The following is a 13,614-nucleotide window of genomic DNA, read 5'->3' on the forward strand; positions in this document are numbered from 1 at the left end:
CGTGAGCACTGGCTTCGAACCCGAGGTCATGGAGCGTCTCGAGCGAGACGCCAAGGACATCATCGCGCGCTATCCCAGGCCGCGTTCGGCGCTGCTGCCGCTGCTGCACCTGGTGCAGTCCGAGGAGGGCTACGTCACCAGGAACGGTGTCGCCTTCTGCGCGCAGGTGCTGGGCATCACCGAGGCCGAAGTGACGGGTGTGGTGACCTTCTACACCCAGTACAAGCGCCGGCCCGTCGGCGACTACCACGTCGGCGTCTGCATCAACACGCTGTGCGCGGTGATGGGCGGTGACCAGATCTGGTCGGAGCTGTCGGAACATGTCGGAGTGGGCCAGAACGAGGCCACCGAGGACGGCAAGATCAGCCTCGAGCGGATCGAGTGCAACGCCGCCTGCGACTACGCGCCCGTGATGACGGTCAACTGGGAGTTCTACGACAACATGACCCCGGAGAAGGCCAAGCGGCTGGTCGACGACCTGCGCGTGGGCAAGGAGGTCCTGCCCTCCCGCGGGCCGGACAGCCTCTCCACCTGGAAGGCCGCCTCCCGGGTGCTGGCGGGCTTCCCCGACGGCAAGGCGCTGGAGGGCCCGCAGGCCGGACCGCGATCCCTGGTCGGCCTGGAGCTGGCCAAGGAGCAGGGCTGGCAGGCACCGCCGGCGGAAGGACACCCGGAGCCGCACGAGCCGGCCACCGGCCCGATGGCCTCCGGGAACCAGGAGGACGTGAACCTGTGACCACTCTCACTCCCATCCTCACCAGGAACTGGGATCAGCCGGACTCCTTCACCCTGGAGGCGTACGAGCGCAACGGCGGCTACCGGGCCCTGCGCAAGGCGCTCGGCATGACCCCGGACGACCTGATCGCCTCGGTCAAGGACTCCGGCCTCCGCGGCCGCGGCGGCGCGGGCTTTCCCACCGGCATGAAGTGGAGCTTCATCCCCAAGGGCAGCACCAAGCCGACCTACCTGGTCGTCAACGCGGACGAGTCCGAGCCGGGCACGTGCAAGGACATCCCGCTGATGATGGCCGATCCGCACGCCCTCATCGAGGGCTGCGTGATCAGCGCGTACGCCATCCGCGCCAACCACGCCTTCATCTACATCCGGGGCGAGGTCCTGCACGTCATCCGCCGGGTCCAGCAGGCGGTGGCGGACGCGTACGCGGCCGGTTACCTCGGCACGGACATCCTCGGCTCCGGCTACGACCTGGAACTGATCGTGCACTGCGGAGCCGGCGCCTACATCTGCGGCGAGGAGACGGCGCTGCTCGACTCGCTGGAGGGATACCGGGGCCAGCCCAGGCTCAAGCCCCCCTTCCCCGCGGTGGCGGGCCTCTACGGCGGCCCCACTGTCATCAACAACGTCGAGTCGATCGCCAGCGTTCCCTCGATCGTCGACAGCGGCGCCGACTGGTTCGCGTCGCTGGGCACCGAGAAGTCCAAGGGATTCGGGATCTTCTCGCTCTCCGGGCACGTCACCCGCCCCGGCCAGTACGAGGCACCGCTCGGCATCACGCTGCGCGAGCTGCTCGACATGGCCGGCGGGATCCGGGCCGGGCACCAGCTGAAGTTCTGGACCCCCGGTGGCTCGTCCACCCCCATCCTCACGCCGGAGCATCTCGACGTGCCGCTCGACTTCGAGAGCGTCGCGGCGGCCGGCTCCATGCTCGGCACCCGGGCACTGCAGATCTTCGACGAGACGACCTGCGTGCTGCGGGCCGTGCTGCGGTGGACGGCGTTCTACGAGCACGAGTCCTGCGGCAAGTGCACTCCCTGCCGGGAGGGCACGTACTGGCTGAAGCAGGTGCTGGCCCGGCTGGAGAAGGGCCAGGGGTCCGAGGAGGACCTCGGCACCCTCAACGACATCGCCGACAACATCCTCGGCCGGTCGTTCTGCGCGCTGGGCGACGGCGCGACCAGCCCGATCCACTCGTCGATCAGGTACTTCCGCGACGAGTACCTCCGGCACTTCGAGCACGGCGGCTGTCCCTTCGACCCCGCCAAGTCCACGGTTTGGGCAGGGGGTAACGCCTGATGACGGTGACGGTCAGCGGTGGCTCTGCCGCCGCGGAGGAGCCGCAGGAAGTGGCCGTGCCGATGGTGGGCCTCACCATCGACGGTTTCGAGATCGAGGTGCCCGAGGGCACTCTGATCATCCGGGCGGCGGAGCTGCTCGGGATCCAGATCCCCCGGTTCTGCGACCACCCCCTGCTCGACCCGGTCGGCGCCTGCCGCCAGTGCCTGGTCGAGATCCCGGACGCCGGCAACGGGCGCGGGATGCCCAAGCCGCAGGCGTCCTGCACCATCACGGTGGCGCAGGGCATGGTGGTCAAGACCCAGCTCACGTCGGAGGTGGCCGACAAGGCCCAGCACGGCGTCATGGAGATGCTGCTGATCAACCACCCGCTGGACTGCCCGGTCTGCGACAAGGGCGGCGAGTGCCCCCTGCAGAACCAGGCGATGTCCAACGGCCGGGGCGAGACGCGCTTCATCGAGACCAAGCGCACCTTCCCCAAGCCGCTGCCGCTGTCCTCCGAGGTGCTGCTGGACCGGGAACGCTGCATCCAGTGCGCCCGCTGCACCCGGTTCTCCGCGCAGGTCGCCGGTGACGCCTTCATCGACCTGTTCGAGCGCGGTGCCAAGGAGCAGGTCGGCATCGCCGACGGCAAGCCGTTCCAGTCGTACTTCTCCGGCAACACCGTGCAGATCTGCCCGGTCGGCGCGCTGACCGGTGCCGCCTACCGCTTCCGGGCCCGGCCGTTCGACCTGGTCTCGGTGCCGAGCATCTGCGAGCACTGCTCGTCGGGCTGCGCGCAGCGTACCGACCACCGGCGGGGCAAGGTCACCAGGCGGCTCGCCGGGGACGACCCGCAGGTCAACGAGGAGTGGAACTGCGACAAGGGGCGGTGGGCGTTCGCCTACGCGACCCTGCCCGACCGGCTCACCTCCCCGCTGGTCCGCAACGAGGAGGGCGTGCTGGAGCCGACCTCGTGGCCGGAGGCGCTGACCATCGCGGCCCGCGGCCTGGCCGCCGCCCGCGGCTCGGCGGGGGTGCTGGCCGGTGGCCGGCTGCCCCTGGAGGACTCCTACGCCTACGCCAAGTTCACCCGGCTGGCGCTGGCCGGCAACGACGTCGACTTCCGGGCCCGGTCGCACTCCCGTGAGGAGGCCGAGTTCTTGGCCTCCTCGGTGGCGGGCCGTGGCATCGAGGTCTCCTACCGCGACCTCGAGAAGGCACCGGCGGTGCTGCTGGCCGGCTTCGAGCCGGAGGAGGAGTCGCCGATCGTCTTCCTGCGGCTCCGCAAGGCGGCCCGGCAGCACGGCCTGAAGGTGTACGGGATCGCCCCGTACGCCACCCGCGGCCTGGAGAAGGTGAGCGGCACGCTGCTCCCGGCGCTCCCGGGCGGCGAGGCCGAGGCGCTCGGGTCACTGGTGACCGAGCCGTCGGACGCCGCCGAGGCGCTCAAGCTGCCCGGATCGGTCATCCTCGTCGGTGAGCGGCTGGCCGCCAGCCCCGGCGCGCTGTCCAGCGCGGTACGGCTGGCGCACGTCACCGGCGCCCGGCTCTGCTGGGTGCCCCGGCGCGCGGGCGAGCGGGGGGCCATCGAGGCGGGCGCCCTGCCGGGCCTGCTGCCGATCGGCCGCCCGGTCACCGACCCGGCCGCACGGGCCGAGGTCGCCCGGGTGTGGAACGTCAGCGACCTGCCGGCCCAGCCGGGCCGCGACACCGCCCAGATCCTCGCCGCCGCGGCGGCCGGGGAGCTGGGGGCGCTGGTCATCGGCGGCGTCGACCCCTACGACCTGCCCGACCCGGCGGCGACGCTGGCCGCCATCGAGGCGACCCCGTTCGTGGTGAGCCTGGAGCAGCGGGTCAGCGCGGTCACCGACCGGGCCGACGTGGTCTTCCCGGTCGCGACCGTCGACCAGAAGGCCGGCACGTTCGTCAACTGGGAGGGCCGCGGCCGTCCCTTCGACGTCGCGCTGCGGGTCCCGGGCGCCATGTCGGACCTGCGGGTGCTGGACGCGCTCGCCGCCGAGATGGACGTGCACCTGGGCCTGCCCGGTCCCGAGGTGGCCCGAGCCGAGCTCACCGAGCTGGGCGGCTACAAGGGCACCCGGCCGGAGCCGCCCAGCGTGTCCGGCAGGCTGCGGCCGCACCCTGAGCGGGGTGAGGCACTGCTGGCCACCTGGCGGCTGCTGCTGGACGCGGGCCGGCTGCAGGACGGTGAGCCGCACCTGGCCGGCACGGCCAAGGCGCCGGTCGCCCGGCTGTCGGCCGCCACCGCGCTGGAGATCGTGGCCTCGGACACCGTGACGGTCGCGACCGACCACGGCTCGGTGACCGTGCCGTTCGAAATCGTCCCGGACATGCCCGACCGGGTGGTCTGGCTGCCGGCCAACTCTCTGGGCTGCGCGGTCCACCGCGACCTCGGGGTGGACGCCGGAGCAGTCGTGAAGCTCTCCTCTGGAGGTGCCGCGTGAAGTGCACCACGGACGGCCTGGCAGGGTTCGGCTGCGACCCCTGGTGGCTGATCCTCGCCAAGGTCCTGGTCGTCTTCGTCTTCCTGGTCGTGACCGTCCTGCTGTCCATGTGGGTGGAGCGGCGGGTCATCGGCCGGATGCAGCTGCGGATCGGGCCCAACCGGGCCGGGCCCTTCGGCCTGCTCCAGGGCCTCGCGGACGGCGTCAAGCTGGCGCTCAAGGAGGACATCGTCCCCAGCCAGGTCGACAAGACCGTGTTCTGGCTGGCGCCGGTGGTGTCGGCGGTCCCCGCCTTCATCTCCTTCATCATCATCCCGTTCGGCCCGAGCGTGTCGATCTTCGGTCACCAGACGCAGCTCCAGGGCACCGACCTCCCGGTCGCGGTGCTGCTGGTGCTGGCGATGTCCTCGATGGGCGTCTACGGGATCGTGCTGGCCGGCTGGTCGTCGATGTCGCCGTACTCCCTGCTCGGCGGGCTCCGGTCCAGCGCGCAGGTGATCTCCTACGAGATCGCGATGGGCCTGTCCTTCGTGGCGGTGTTCATGTTCGCCGGGTCGCTGTCGACCTCGCAGATCGTGGCCGGTCAGCAGCACATCTGGTACGCGGTGCTGCTCGCCCCGTCGTTCGTGATCTACATCATCACGATGATGGGCGAGTCGAACCGGATCCCCTTCGACCTGCCCGAGGGCGAGGGCGAGCTCGTCGGCGGCTTCCACACCGAGTACTCCTCGCTGAAGTTCGCGATGTTCTTCCTGGCCGAGTACATCAACCTGGCCACCCTGTCGGCGCTGGCCACCACGCTGTTCCTGGGCGGCTGGCGGGCGCCGCCGCCGATCTCCACGGTCTGGTCGGGCGCCAACGAGGGCTGGTGGCCGGTCCTGTGGTTCCTGGTCAAGATCTGGCTGTTCATCTTCTTCTTCATCTGGCTGCGCGCCTCGCTGCCGCGGGTGCGCTACGACCAGCTGATGAAGCTGGGCTGGAAGGTCCTGATGCCGATCTCGCTCGGCTGGATCCTGCTCGTGGCCACCATCAAGACGGCCGGCCGGCAGGGGGCCAGTCAGCAGCAGATCTGGTTCTGGGGCGGTGCGGCCATCCTCGCCCTGCTGGCGCTCTCCTTCGCCTGGGACGCGTTCTCCGGGAAGGACAGGCGCCAGGAGACCGAAGCGGATCTCCCCGCGGCGGATGCCGTGGATCCCGCCGCCGGCGGGTTCCCCGTACCGCCACTCGACGCACCCCACTACCACGGTGTCGTGTCCGGGACTCCCGGCACGACCCACAAGGAGGTCCCCAGTGGGCTTCACTGATTTCCTGAACCCCGTCAAGGGCTTCGGGGTCGCCTTCCACCAGCTGCTGACCAAGCCGGAGACGGTCCAGTACCCGGAGCAGAAGCTGCCGCCGGCGCCGCGCTTCCACGGCCGGCACCAGCTCAACCGCTGGCCGGACGGGCTGGAGAAGTGCATCGGCTGCGAGCTGTGCGCCTGGGCCTGCCCGGCGGACGCGATCTACGTCGAGGGCGGCGACAACTCCGAGGAGGCGCGGTTCTCGCCGGGCGAGCGCTACGGCCGCGTCTACCAGATCAACTACCTGCGCTGCATCCTGTGCGGGCTGTGCATCGAGGCGTGCCCGACCCGGGCGCTCACGATGACCAACGAGTACGAGCTCGCCGACGACAGCCGGGAGAGCCTGATCTACACCAAGGACATGCTGCTCGCGCCGTTGCGCGAGGGCATGGAGCCGCCGCCGCACGCCATGCGGCTCGGGGAGACCGAGGAGGACTACTACCGTCTCGGCCTCAGCGACGACGCGGCGGCTCCGAAGATCCCCTCCGAGGGCGGCGGCCGGGCCGGTGTGGACGAGGCGGTCCGCAAGGAGGCTGAGAAAAAGTGATCTTCTGGTTGGTCACCATCCTGTCGGTGCCGGCGGCCATGGGCATGATCTTCATGCGCAAGGCCGTCCACTCGGCACTGATGCTGGCGGTGGTGATGCTCTCGCTGGCCCTCGCCTACGCCGCGCAGGACGCGCCGTTCCTGGCCTTCGTCCAGGTGATCGTCTACACCGGCGCGGTGCTGATGCTCTTCCTGTTCGTGATCATGCTGGTCGGGGTGAGCTCGACGGACTCGCTGGTCGAGACCATCCGCGGGCAGCGGCTGCTGGCCGGCGTCGCGGGTCTCGCGTTCGTGGTGCTGCTGGTCACCGGCTTCGGTCATGTCGCGCTGGGCGGCGCCCGGGGTCTCAAGCAGGCCAACGCCGAGGGCAACGTCTTCGGCCTGGCCACGCTGATCTTCACCAAGTACGTCTTCGCCTTCGAGGTGACCAGCGCGCTGCTGATCACCGCGGCGCTGGGCGCGATGGTGCTGGCACACCGCGAGCGGACCTCGCCGAAGGCCACCCAGCGGCAGCTGTCCGAGGAGCGCTTCAAGGTCGGCGGGCACCCGGCGCCGCTTCCCGGGCCGGGCACCTACGCCCGGCACAACGCCGTGGACATGCCCGCGCTGCTGCCCGACGGCACCGTCTCGGAGCTGTCGGTCAACCCCGTCATCGCCCGGCGCCCGGACACTCCGGAGCGGCACGCCGACCTGTACGGCCACACCGTGCAGGAGGCGATCGACGAGGACGTCGCGGCCGTCAAGGCGGAGGTCGAGAAGGCGGAGGCAGAGAAGTGAACTACCTGATCCTCTCGGCGATCCTGTTCTCCATCGGCGCGGTGGGCGTGCTCATCCGCCGCAACGCCATCGTGGTGTTCATGTGCGTCGAGCTGATGCTCAACGCGACCAATCTCGCGTTCGTGACGTTCTCCCGCCAGCACGGCAACCTCGACGGCCAGATCATCGCCTTCTTCGTGATGGTCGTGGCCGCAGCCGAAGTCGTGGTGGGTCTGGCGATCATCATGGCGATCTTCCGAAGCCGCAGGTCCTCGTCGGTCGACGACGCGAACCTGCTGAAGTACTAGGACGTGTGTCAATGAAGGCCGTGTTGAGTGCCGAGGGCGTGCAGTCCCTGGCTTGGCTCCTCATCGCCCTGCCTCTGGCCGGTGCCGCTGTCCTGTTGCTGGGTGGCCGCCGGACGGACAAGTGGGGTCATCTGTTCGCCTGCGCGATGGCGCTGGGCTCGTTCGTCGTCGGAGTGGCGGCGTTCGTGCAGATGCTGGGTTACTCCGGTGAGGAGCGGGTGCGGTCGCTGCACCTCTACGAGTACTTCGTGGTCGGCTCCTTCAAGCTGGACATGGGCCTGCTCATCGACCCGCTGTCCATCAGCTTCGTGCTGCTGATCACCGGTGTGGGATCACTGATCCACATCTACTCGATCGGCTACATGGAGCACGACCCGGACCGGCGGCGCTTCTTCGCCTACCTCAACCTGTTCGTGGCGGCGATGCTCCTGCTGGTGCTGGCCGACAACTACCTGGGGCTCTACATCGGCTGGGAGGGCGTCGGTCTCGCCTCGTACCTGCTGATCGGCTTCTGGCAGTACAAGCCCAGCGCCGCGGTCGCCGCCAAGAAGGCCTTCATCGTCAACCGGGTCGGTGACTTCGGCCTGTCGATCGCGATCCTGCTGATGTTCGCCACCTTCGGCACGGTCGGCTTCACCGGGGTGTTCGGCGCGGTCGGCCAGGCGTCGCCCAACGTCGTCACCGCGATGGGCCTGCTGCTGCTGCTCGGCGCCTGCGGCAAGTCCGCCCAGCTCCCGCTGCAGTCCTGGCTCCTGGACGCGATGGAGGGCCCGACCCCGGTGTCGGCCCTCATCCACGCCGCGACGATGGTCACCGCCGGTGTCTACCTGGTCGTCCGGTCCCACGCGATCTTCGACCTGTCGCCGGAGGCCCGGCTGGCGGTCACCATCGTCGGCGCCGCCACGCTGCTGGCCGGTGCGATCATCGGTTGCGCCAAGGACGACATCAAGAAGGCCCTGGCCGGATCGACGATGTCGCAGATCGGCTACATGATGCTGGCCGCCGGTCTCGGCAAGGCCGGCTACGTCTTCGCCATCGCGCACCTGATCACCCACGGCTTCTTCAAGGCCGGGATGTTCCTGGGCGCCGGGTCGGTCATGCACGCCATGAACGACGACGTGAACATGCGCAAATACGGCGCGCTGCGCAAGGTCATGCCGGCCACGTTCATCACGTTCCTGCTGGGCTACCTCGCCATCCTGGGCGTCCCGCCGTTCGCCGGCTTCTTCACCAAGGACGGCATCATCGACGCCGCCTTCGAGAAGGGCGGCACCTCCGGGATGATCCTCGGCGGCGCGGCCATGCTGGGCGCCGCCATCACCGCCTTCTACATGTCCCGCCTGATCTTCATGACCTTCTTCGGCGAGAAGCGCTGGGACGAGGACGCGCACCCGCACGAGTCGCCCAAGGTGATGACCGTCCCGCTGTGGATCCTGGCGGTCGGCTCGGTCGCCTCCGGTGGCTTCCTGATCCTGGGCAACCGGTTCGGTGACTTCCTCGCGCCCGTCGTGGGCGAGCAGGAGGAGGCCCACCACCTGGTCACCCCGTACGGGATCGCCACGCTGGTGCTGGTGGTCATCGGCCTGCTGATCGCCTGGCGGCTGTACGGCTCCCGGCCGGTGCCGCGCGAGGCGCCCCAGGGGTCGCCGGTCACCACCTTCGCCCGCAGGGACCTCTACGGCGACGCGCTCAACGAGTCGCTGGTCATGCGTCCCGGGCAGTGGCTGACCCGGCTCGCGGTGTTCTTCGACAACAAGGGGGTGGACGGGGTGGTCAACGGCCTCGCCGCCACCATCGGCGGTTCGTCCGGGCGGCTTCGCAAGGTCCAGACCGGTTTCGCCCGTACCTATGCCCTGTCCATGTTCCTCGGTGCCGCCGTCCTGGTCGGCGCCCTGCTCCTGGTGAGGATCTGACGTGCACCAGTTTCCCTGGCTGAGCGTCCTCATCGCGCTGCCCGTACTGGGCGCCTTCGGGGTCGCCCTCCTGCCCAAGGGCAGTGACGAGCTGGCCAAGATCAGCGCGCTCGTCGTGTCCTCGGTGGTCGCGGTGCTGACCCTGGCGATGACCACGCAGTTCGCCACGAACGGCCCCGCGAACGGGCATCGCTTCCAGCTCGAAGAGAAGTACGACTGGATCAGCCAGTTCGGAGTGCACTGGGGGCTCGGCGTCGACGGCCTCTCCCTGGTGCTCATCCTGCTGTCGGTCATCCTCGTACCGGTGGTCATCCTGGCGTCGTGGCACGACGCGGATCGTTCGGGCGGTGCCGCCGAGGTGGCGCCGAAGCGGTCGGTGAAGACCTACTTCGCGCTGCTGCTCATCCTCGAGGCGATGATGATCGGCGTCTTCGCGGCGACCGACGTCTTCCTGTTCTACGTGTTCTTCGAGGCCATGCTGATCCCGGTGTACTTCATCATCGGGTCCTTCGGCGGTTTGCAGCGCTCGTACGCCGCGGTCAAGTTCCTGCTCTATTCGCTGTTCGGCGGGCTGCTCATGCTCGTCGCGGTGATCTGGCTGTACGTGCTGTCGGCCCAGCAGAACCTGGGTGGCAAAACCGGTAAGCCTGGCGAGCACATAGCCAGCTTCATGTTCGGCGACCTGATCAAGGCGAACATCGACCCCACCACCGCCAAGTGGCTGTTCCTGGGCTTCTTCATCGCCTTCGCGATCAAGGCCCCGATGGTGCCCTTCCACACCTGGCTGCCGGACGCGGCCGGGCAGGCGCCCGCGGGTGCGGCGGTGCTGATCGTCGGAGTGCTGGACAAGGTCGGCACGTACGGCATGCTGCGGTTCTGCCTGGAGCTCTTCCCCGGTGCCGCCAAGTGGGCCACCCCGGTCGTGATAACGCTCGCGGTGGTCGGCATCATCTACGGCGCGGTGCTGGCCATCGGCCAGGTCGATCTCAAGCGCCTGATCGCCTACACCTCGATCTCGCACTTCGGGTTCATCATCCTGGGCGTCTTCGCGATGACCTCGCAGGGGCAGTCCGGCGCGACGCTCTACATGGTCAACCACGGCTTCTCCACCGCGGCGCTGTTCCTGGTCGCCGGGTTCATGATCTCCCGGCGCGGTTCGGCCCGGATCGACGCGTACGGCGGCGTACAGAAGGTCGCCCCGCTGCTGGCGGGCACCTTCCTGGTAGCCGGGCTGTCGGGGCTCTCGCTGCCCGGGCTGTCGTCGTTCGTGTCGGAGTTCCTGGTGCTGGTGGGCACGTTCACCCGCTACAGGGTGCCGGCCGTGATCGCCACGTTGGGCATGATCCTCGCGGCCGTCTACATCCTGTGGATGTACCAGCGGACCATGAACGGCCCCACGGCCGAGCGGGTCAAGGGCATGAAGGACCTGTCGTGGCGCGAGCTGGTCGTGGTGGCCCCCGTCATCGCGATCATCGTGGCCCTCGGCTTCTTCCCCAAGCCGGTGCTCGACGTGATCAATCCGTCGGTCTCGAAGACGCTGGAGCGGGTCCAGATGCAGGATCCCAATCCCACTGTGAAGCTCGCTGAAAAGGGAGTACGCCCGTGACCGGCCAGGTAGTGATCAACACGGTCGCGCAAGGGGAGATCCCCTCCCCGCACATCGAGTACGGGCAACTGGGCCCGATGCTGCTGGTGTTCGGCGTGGCCATCGCCGGGGTGCTGGTCGAGGCGCTGGCCAACCGGGACTGGCGGCAGCCGATCCAGGTCCCGCTGGCCTTCTTCGGCCTGGCCGGCGCCTTCGTGTGGACCCTCGTGCTGGGTTTCAAGGACAAGCCGTTCCACGTGGCGGCCGAGGGCGCGGTCGGCATCGACGGGCCCACGCTGTTCCTCCAGGGGACGATCCTGGTGCTCGCGCTGGTGAGCCTGCTGCTCATCGCCGAGCGCGAGAACAGCGCGTTCACCCCGCAGGCGTCCGCGCTGCCGGGCAGTGAGGCCGAGCGGGAGAGCCTGGCCTCGGGCGCCTTCCAGACCGAGGTCTACCCGCTGATGCTGTTCGCGGTGGGCGGAATGCTGCTGTTCCCGGCGGCCAACGACCTGCTGACCATGTTCGTCGCCCTCGAGGTGCTGTCCCTCCCGCTGTACATCATGTGCGGGCTGGCCCGCCGGCGCCGGCTGCTCTCGCAGGAGGCCTCGGTCAAGTACTTCCTGCTGGGCGCGTTCTCCTCGGCCTTCTTCCTCTACGGCACGGCGCTGCTGTACGGCTACGCCGGATCGGTGCGGTTCTCCGACATCGCGGCCGCCACCTCGCGGAACGCCGGCAGCGAGATCCTGCTGCTGGCCGGAGTGGCGCTGCTGGCGGTGGGCCTGCTGTTCAAGATCGGCGCGGTGCCCTTCCAGGCCTGGAAGCCGGACGTCTACCAGGGCGCTCCCACCCCGATCACCGCGCTGATGGCCTCCTGCACCATGGTGGCGGCCTTCGGCGCCACGCTCCGGGTGTTCTACGTGGCGCTGGAGAACCTCAAGTGGGACTGGCGGCCCATGATGTGGGGCGTCGCGATCATCACCATGATCGTCGGTGCTGTGATCGCCATCACCCAGACCGACGTGAAGCGGATGCTGGCCTACTCCTCCATCGCGCACGCGGGCTTCCTGCTGACCGGTGTGATCGCCGTCTCCAAGGCCGGCCTGTCGGGCACGTTGTTCTACCTGGCGGCGTACGGTTTCACCACGATCGGCGCGTTCGCGGTGATCACCATGGTGCGCGACGCCGGTGGCGAGGCCGGTCACCTGAGCCGGTGGGCCGGGCTGGGCAAGCGTTCGCCGCTCATCGCCGGCGTCTTCGCCTTCTTCCTGCTGGCCTTCGCCGGTATCCCGCTGACCAGCGGGTTCACCGGTAAGTTCGCGGTGTTCCAGGCGGCCATCGAGGCCGGCGCCACTCCGCTGGTGATCATCGGTGTGGTCTCGTCCGCGATCGCGGCCTTCTTCTACCTCCGGGTCATCGTGGTGATGTTCTTCAGCGAGCCGGAGGCGGACGGCCCCGTCGTCGTCGCCAGCGTGCCGACCGCGGCGGCGGTGGCCCTCGGAGCGACGGCTACTGTTGTACTCGGTGTGCTGCCGCAGCCGATGCTCGACCTTGCCGAGCAAGCGGCTTCGCAGCTTTTCGTGCGGTAGAGGCCGATGGGTCGAGCAGGGGGTTTGGGTGAGTAGCGCGATTCCGTTCGGGCTGACCGTTGACGATGCGCTCGCCGCGGACATGCAGGGGCGGCTCGCCGAGGTGGAGGAGCTGCTGCTCGACTCGGTGTCCAGCGACGACGCTCTCCTCGCCGACGCCTCACGGCATCTGGTCGACGCCGGAGGCAAGCGGTTCCGGCCGATGCTGGTGCTGCTCGCCTCCCACTTCGGCGACCCCTCCGCACCCGGGATCGTTCCCGCGGCGGTCGTGGTGGAGCTGACCCATCTGGCCACGCTCTACCACGATGACGTCATGGACGAGGCGGTCATGCGCCGGGGCCAGGAGTCGGCCAACAACCGGTGGACCAACACCGTGGCCATCCTCACCGGCGACTACCTCTTCGCCCGCGCCTCGGACCTGTTGGCCGACCTCGGCCCCGAGTCGGTGCGCATCCAGGCCCGTTCCTTCGCGCGGCTGGTCCGCGGCCAGATCCAGGAGACGGTGGGGCCCACCTCGGACGCCGATCCGCTCAAGCACTACCTGCAGGTGGTGGCGGACAAGACCGCGTCGCTGATCGCCACCTCCGGGCAGTTCGGGTCGCTGCTGTCCGGTGCCCCCTCGCACGTCGTCGACACGATCACCTCGGCCTGCGAGAAGATCGGTGTGGCCTTCCAGCTCTCCGACGACATCCTGGACATCACCTCCGAGGCCGACCAGTCGGGGAAGACCCCCGGCACCGACCTCCGCGAGGGCATCCGCACCCTGCCGATGCACCATGTGCTGTCCGGGCTGGGCGCCGGGAGCCCCGGCGACGCCCGGCTGCGCGAGCTGCTGGTCACCGACCTCACCGACGACGCCCTGCACGCCGAGGCGCTGGCGCTGCTGCGCGCCCACCCCGCGATGGACCGGGCGAACACCGACCTGCGCCAGTGGGCCGAGGACGCCCGCGGCGAGCTGCTCACCCTGCCGGACGTACCGGTGCGGGCCGCCTTCGAGGGCCTGTGCGACTACGTGGTCTCCCGTACCGGCTGACCCCACCCGCTGACCCCACCCGCTGACCCCACCCACCCCCGCACCGCCCCCACCGGCACGCACGTC

The 13,614-nt window shown here is 69.3% G+C and carries 11 protein-coding genes; all 11 read left to right on the plus strand.

The window, feature by feature from the left end:
* Positions 1-28: 28 nt before the first annotated feature.
* Genes nuoE through ACRYCC_RS00730 form a run of 11 tightly spaced genes read left to right on the plus strand, consistent with a single transcriptional unit; the run spans position 29 to position 13,548 of the window.
* The gene (gene nuoE, locus ACRYCC_RS00680; RefSeq protein WP_433809884.1) at positions 29-736 is read left to right on the plus strand and encodes an NADH-quinone oxidoreductase subunit NuoE; all 708 of its coding nucleotides are present in this window, start codon (positions 29-31) and stop codon (positions 734-736) included.
* Complete coding sequence (gene nuoF / locus ACRYCC_RS00685) at positions 733-2,034, plus strand: NADH-quinone oxidoreductase subunit NuoF (protein ID WP_433807541.1); 1,302 nt, start codon at positions 733-735, stop codon at positions 2,032-2,034. Before nuoE ends, nuoF begins: the two co-directional genes overlap by 4 nt.
* Positions 2,034-4,481: an NADH-quinone oxidoreductase subunit G gene (locus ACRYCC_RS00690; RefSeq protein ID WP_433807543.1), complete on the plus strand. Its 2,448-nt coding sequence runs from the start codon at positions 2,034-2,036 to the stop codon at positions 4,479-4,481. Before nuoF ends, ACRYCC_RS00690 begins: the two co-directional genes overlap by 1 nt.
* Positions 4,478-5,785 (plus strand): NADH-quinone oxidoreductase subunit NuoH, encoded by a 1,308-nt coding sequence (gene nuoH / locus ACRYCC_RS00695; protein ID WP_433807545.1) that lies wholly within the window; start codon positions 4,478-4,480, stop codon positions 5,783-5,785. Before ACRYCC_RS00690 ends, nuoH begins: the two co-directional genes overlap by 4 nt.
* Positions 5,772-6,368, plus strand: a complete 597-nt coding sequence (gene nuoI, locus ACRYCC_RS00700; protein ID WP_433807547.1) for an NADH-quinone oxidoreductase subunit NuoI — start codon at positions 5,772-5,774, stop codon at positions 6,366-6,368. The genes nuoH and nuoI overlap by 14 nt, the downstream gene beginning before the upstream one ends.
* Complete coding sequence (locus ACRYCC_RS00705) at positions 6,365-7,144, plus strand: NADH-quinone oxidoreductase subunit J (protein WP_433807549.1); 780 nt, start codon at positions 6,365-6,367, stop codon at positions 7,142-7,144. Before nuoI ends, ACRYCC_RS00705 begins: the two co-directional genes overlap by 4 nt.
* Positions 7,141-7,431, plus strand: a complete 291-nt coding sequence (gene nuoK, locus ACRYCC_RS00710) for an NADH-quinone oxidoreductase subunit NuoK (protein WP_433807551.1) — start codon at positions 7,141-7,143, stop codon at positions 7,429-7,431. Before ACRYCC_RS00705 ends, nuoK begins: the two co-directional genes overlap by 4 nt.
* A gap of 11 nt (positions 7,432-7,442) precedes the next feature.
* Complete coding sequence (gene nuoL / locus ACRYCC_RS00715) at positions 7,443-9,344, plus strand: NADH-quinone oxidoreductase subunit L (protein ID WP_433807553.1); 1,902 nt, start codon at positions 7,443-7,445, stop codon at positions 9,342-9,344.
* Position 9,345: 1 nt separating this feature from the next.
* Entirely contained in the window at positions 9,346-10,950 is a 1,605-nt protein-coding gene (locus tag ACRYCC_RS00720; protein ID WP_433807555.1) for an NADH-quinone oxidoreductase subunit M, read from the plus strand.
* Positions 10,947-12,515 (plus strand): NADH-quinone oxidoreductase subunit NuoN, encoded by a 1,569-nt coding sequence (gene nuoN / locus ACRYCC_RS00725; RefSeq protein WP_433807557.1) that lies wholly within the window; start codon positions 10,947-10,949, stop codon positions 12,513-12,515. The genes ACRYCC_RS00720 and nuoN overlap by 4 nt, the downstream gene beginning before the upstream one ends.
* 28 nt (positions 12,516-12,543) lie before the next feature.
* Complete coding sequence (locus ACRYCC_RS00730; RefSeq protein ID WP_433807559.1) at positions 12,544-13,548, plus strand: polyprenyl synthetase family protein; 1,005 nt, start codon at positions 12,544-12,546, stop codon at positions 13,546-13,548.
* Positions 13,549-13,614: the final 66 nt, after the last annotated feature.

The organism is Actinomadura scrupuli (genome assembly GCF_050971785.1).
In the GTDB taxonomy this organism is placed as follows: Bacteria; Actinomycetota; Actinomycetes; order Streptosporangiales; family Streptosporangiaceae; genus Actinomadura_E; species Actinomadura_E scrupuli.

What these genes read in the sequence shown, in the direction of transcription:
- nuoL (WP_433807553.1), top strand. Translation starts at nt 7,443, where the DNA reads ATGAAGGCCGTGTTGAGTGCCGAGGGCGTGCAGTCCCTGGCTTGGCTC.
- nuoE (WP_433809884.1), top strand. Translation starts at nt 29, where the DNA reads ATGGAGCGTCTCGAGCGAGACGCCAAGGACATCATCGCGCGCTATCCC.
- ACRYCC_RS00690 (WP_433807543.1), top strand. Translation starts at nt 2,034, where the DNA reads ATGACGGTGACGGTCAGCGGTGGCTCTGCCGCCGCGGAGGAGCCGCAG.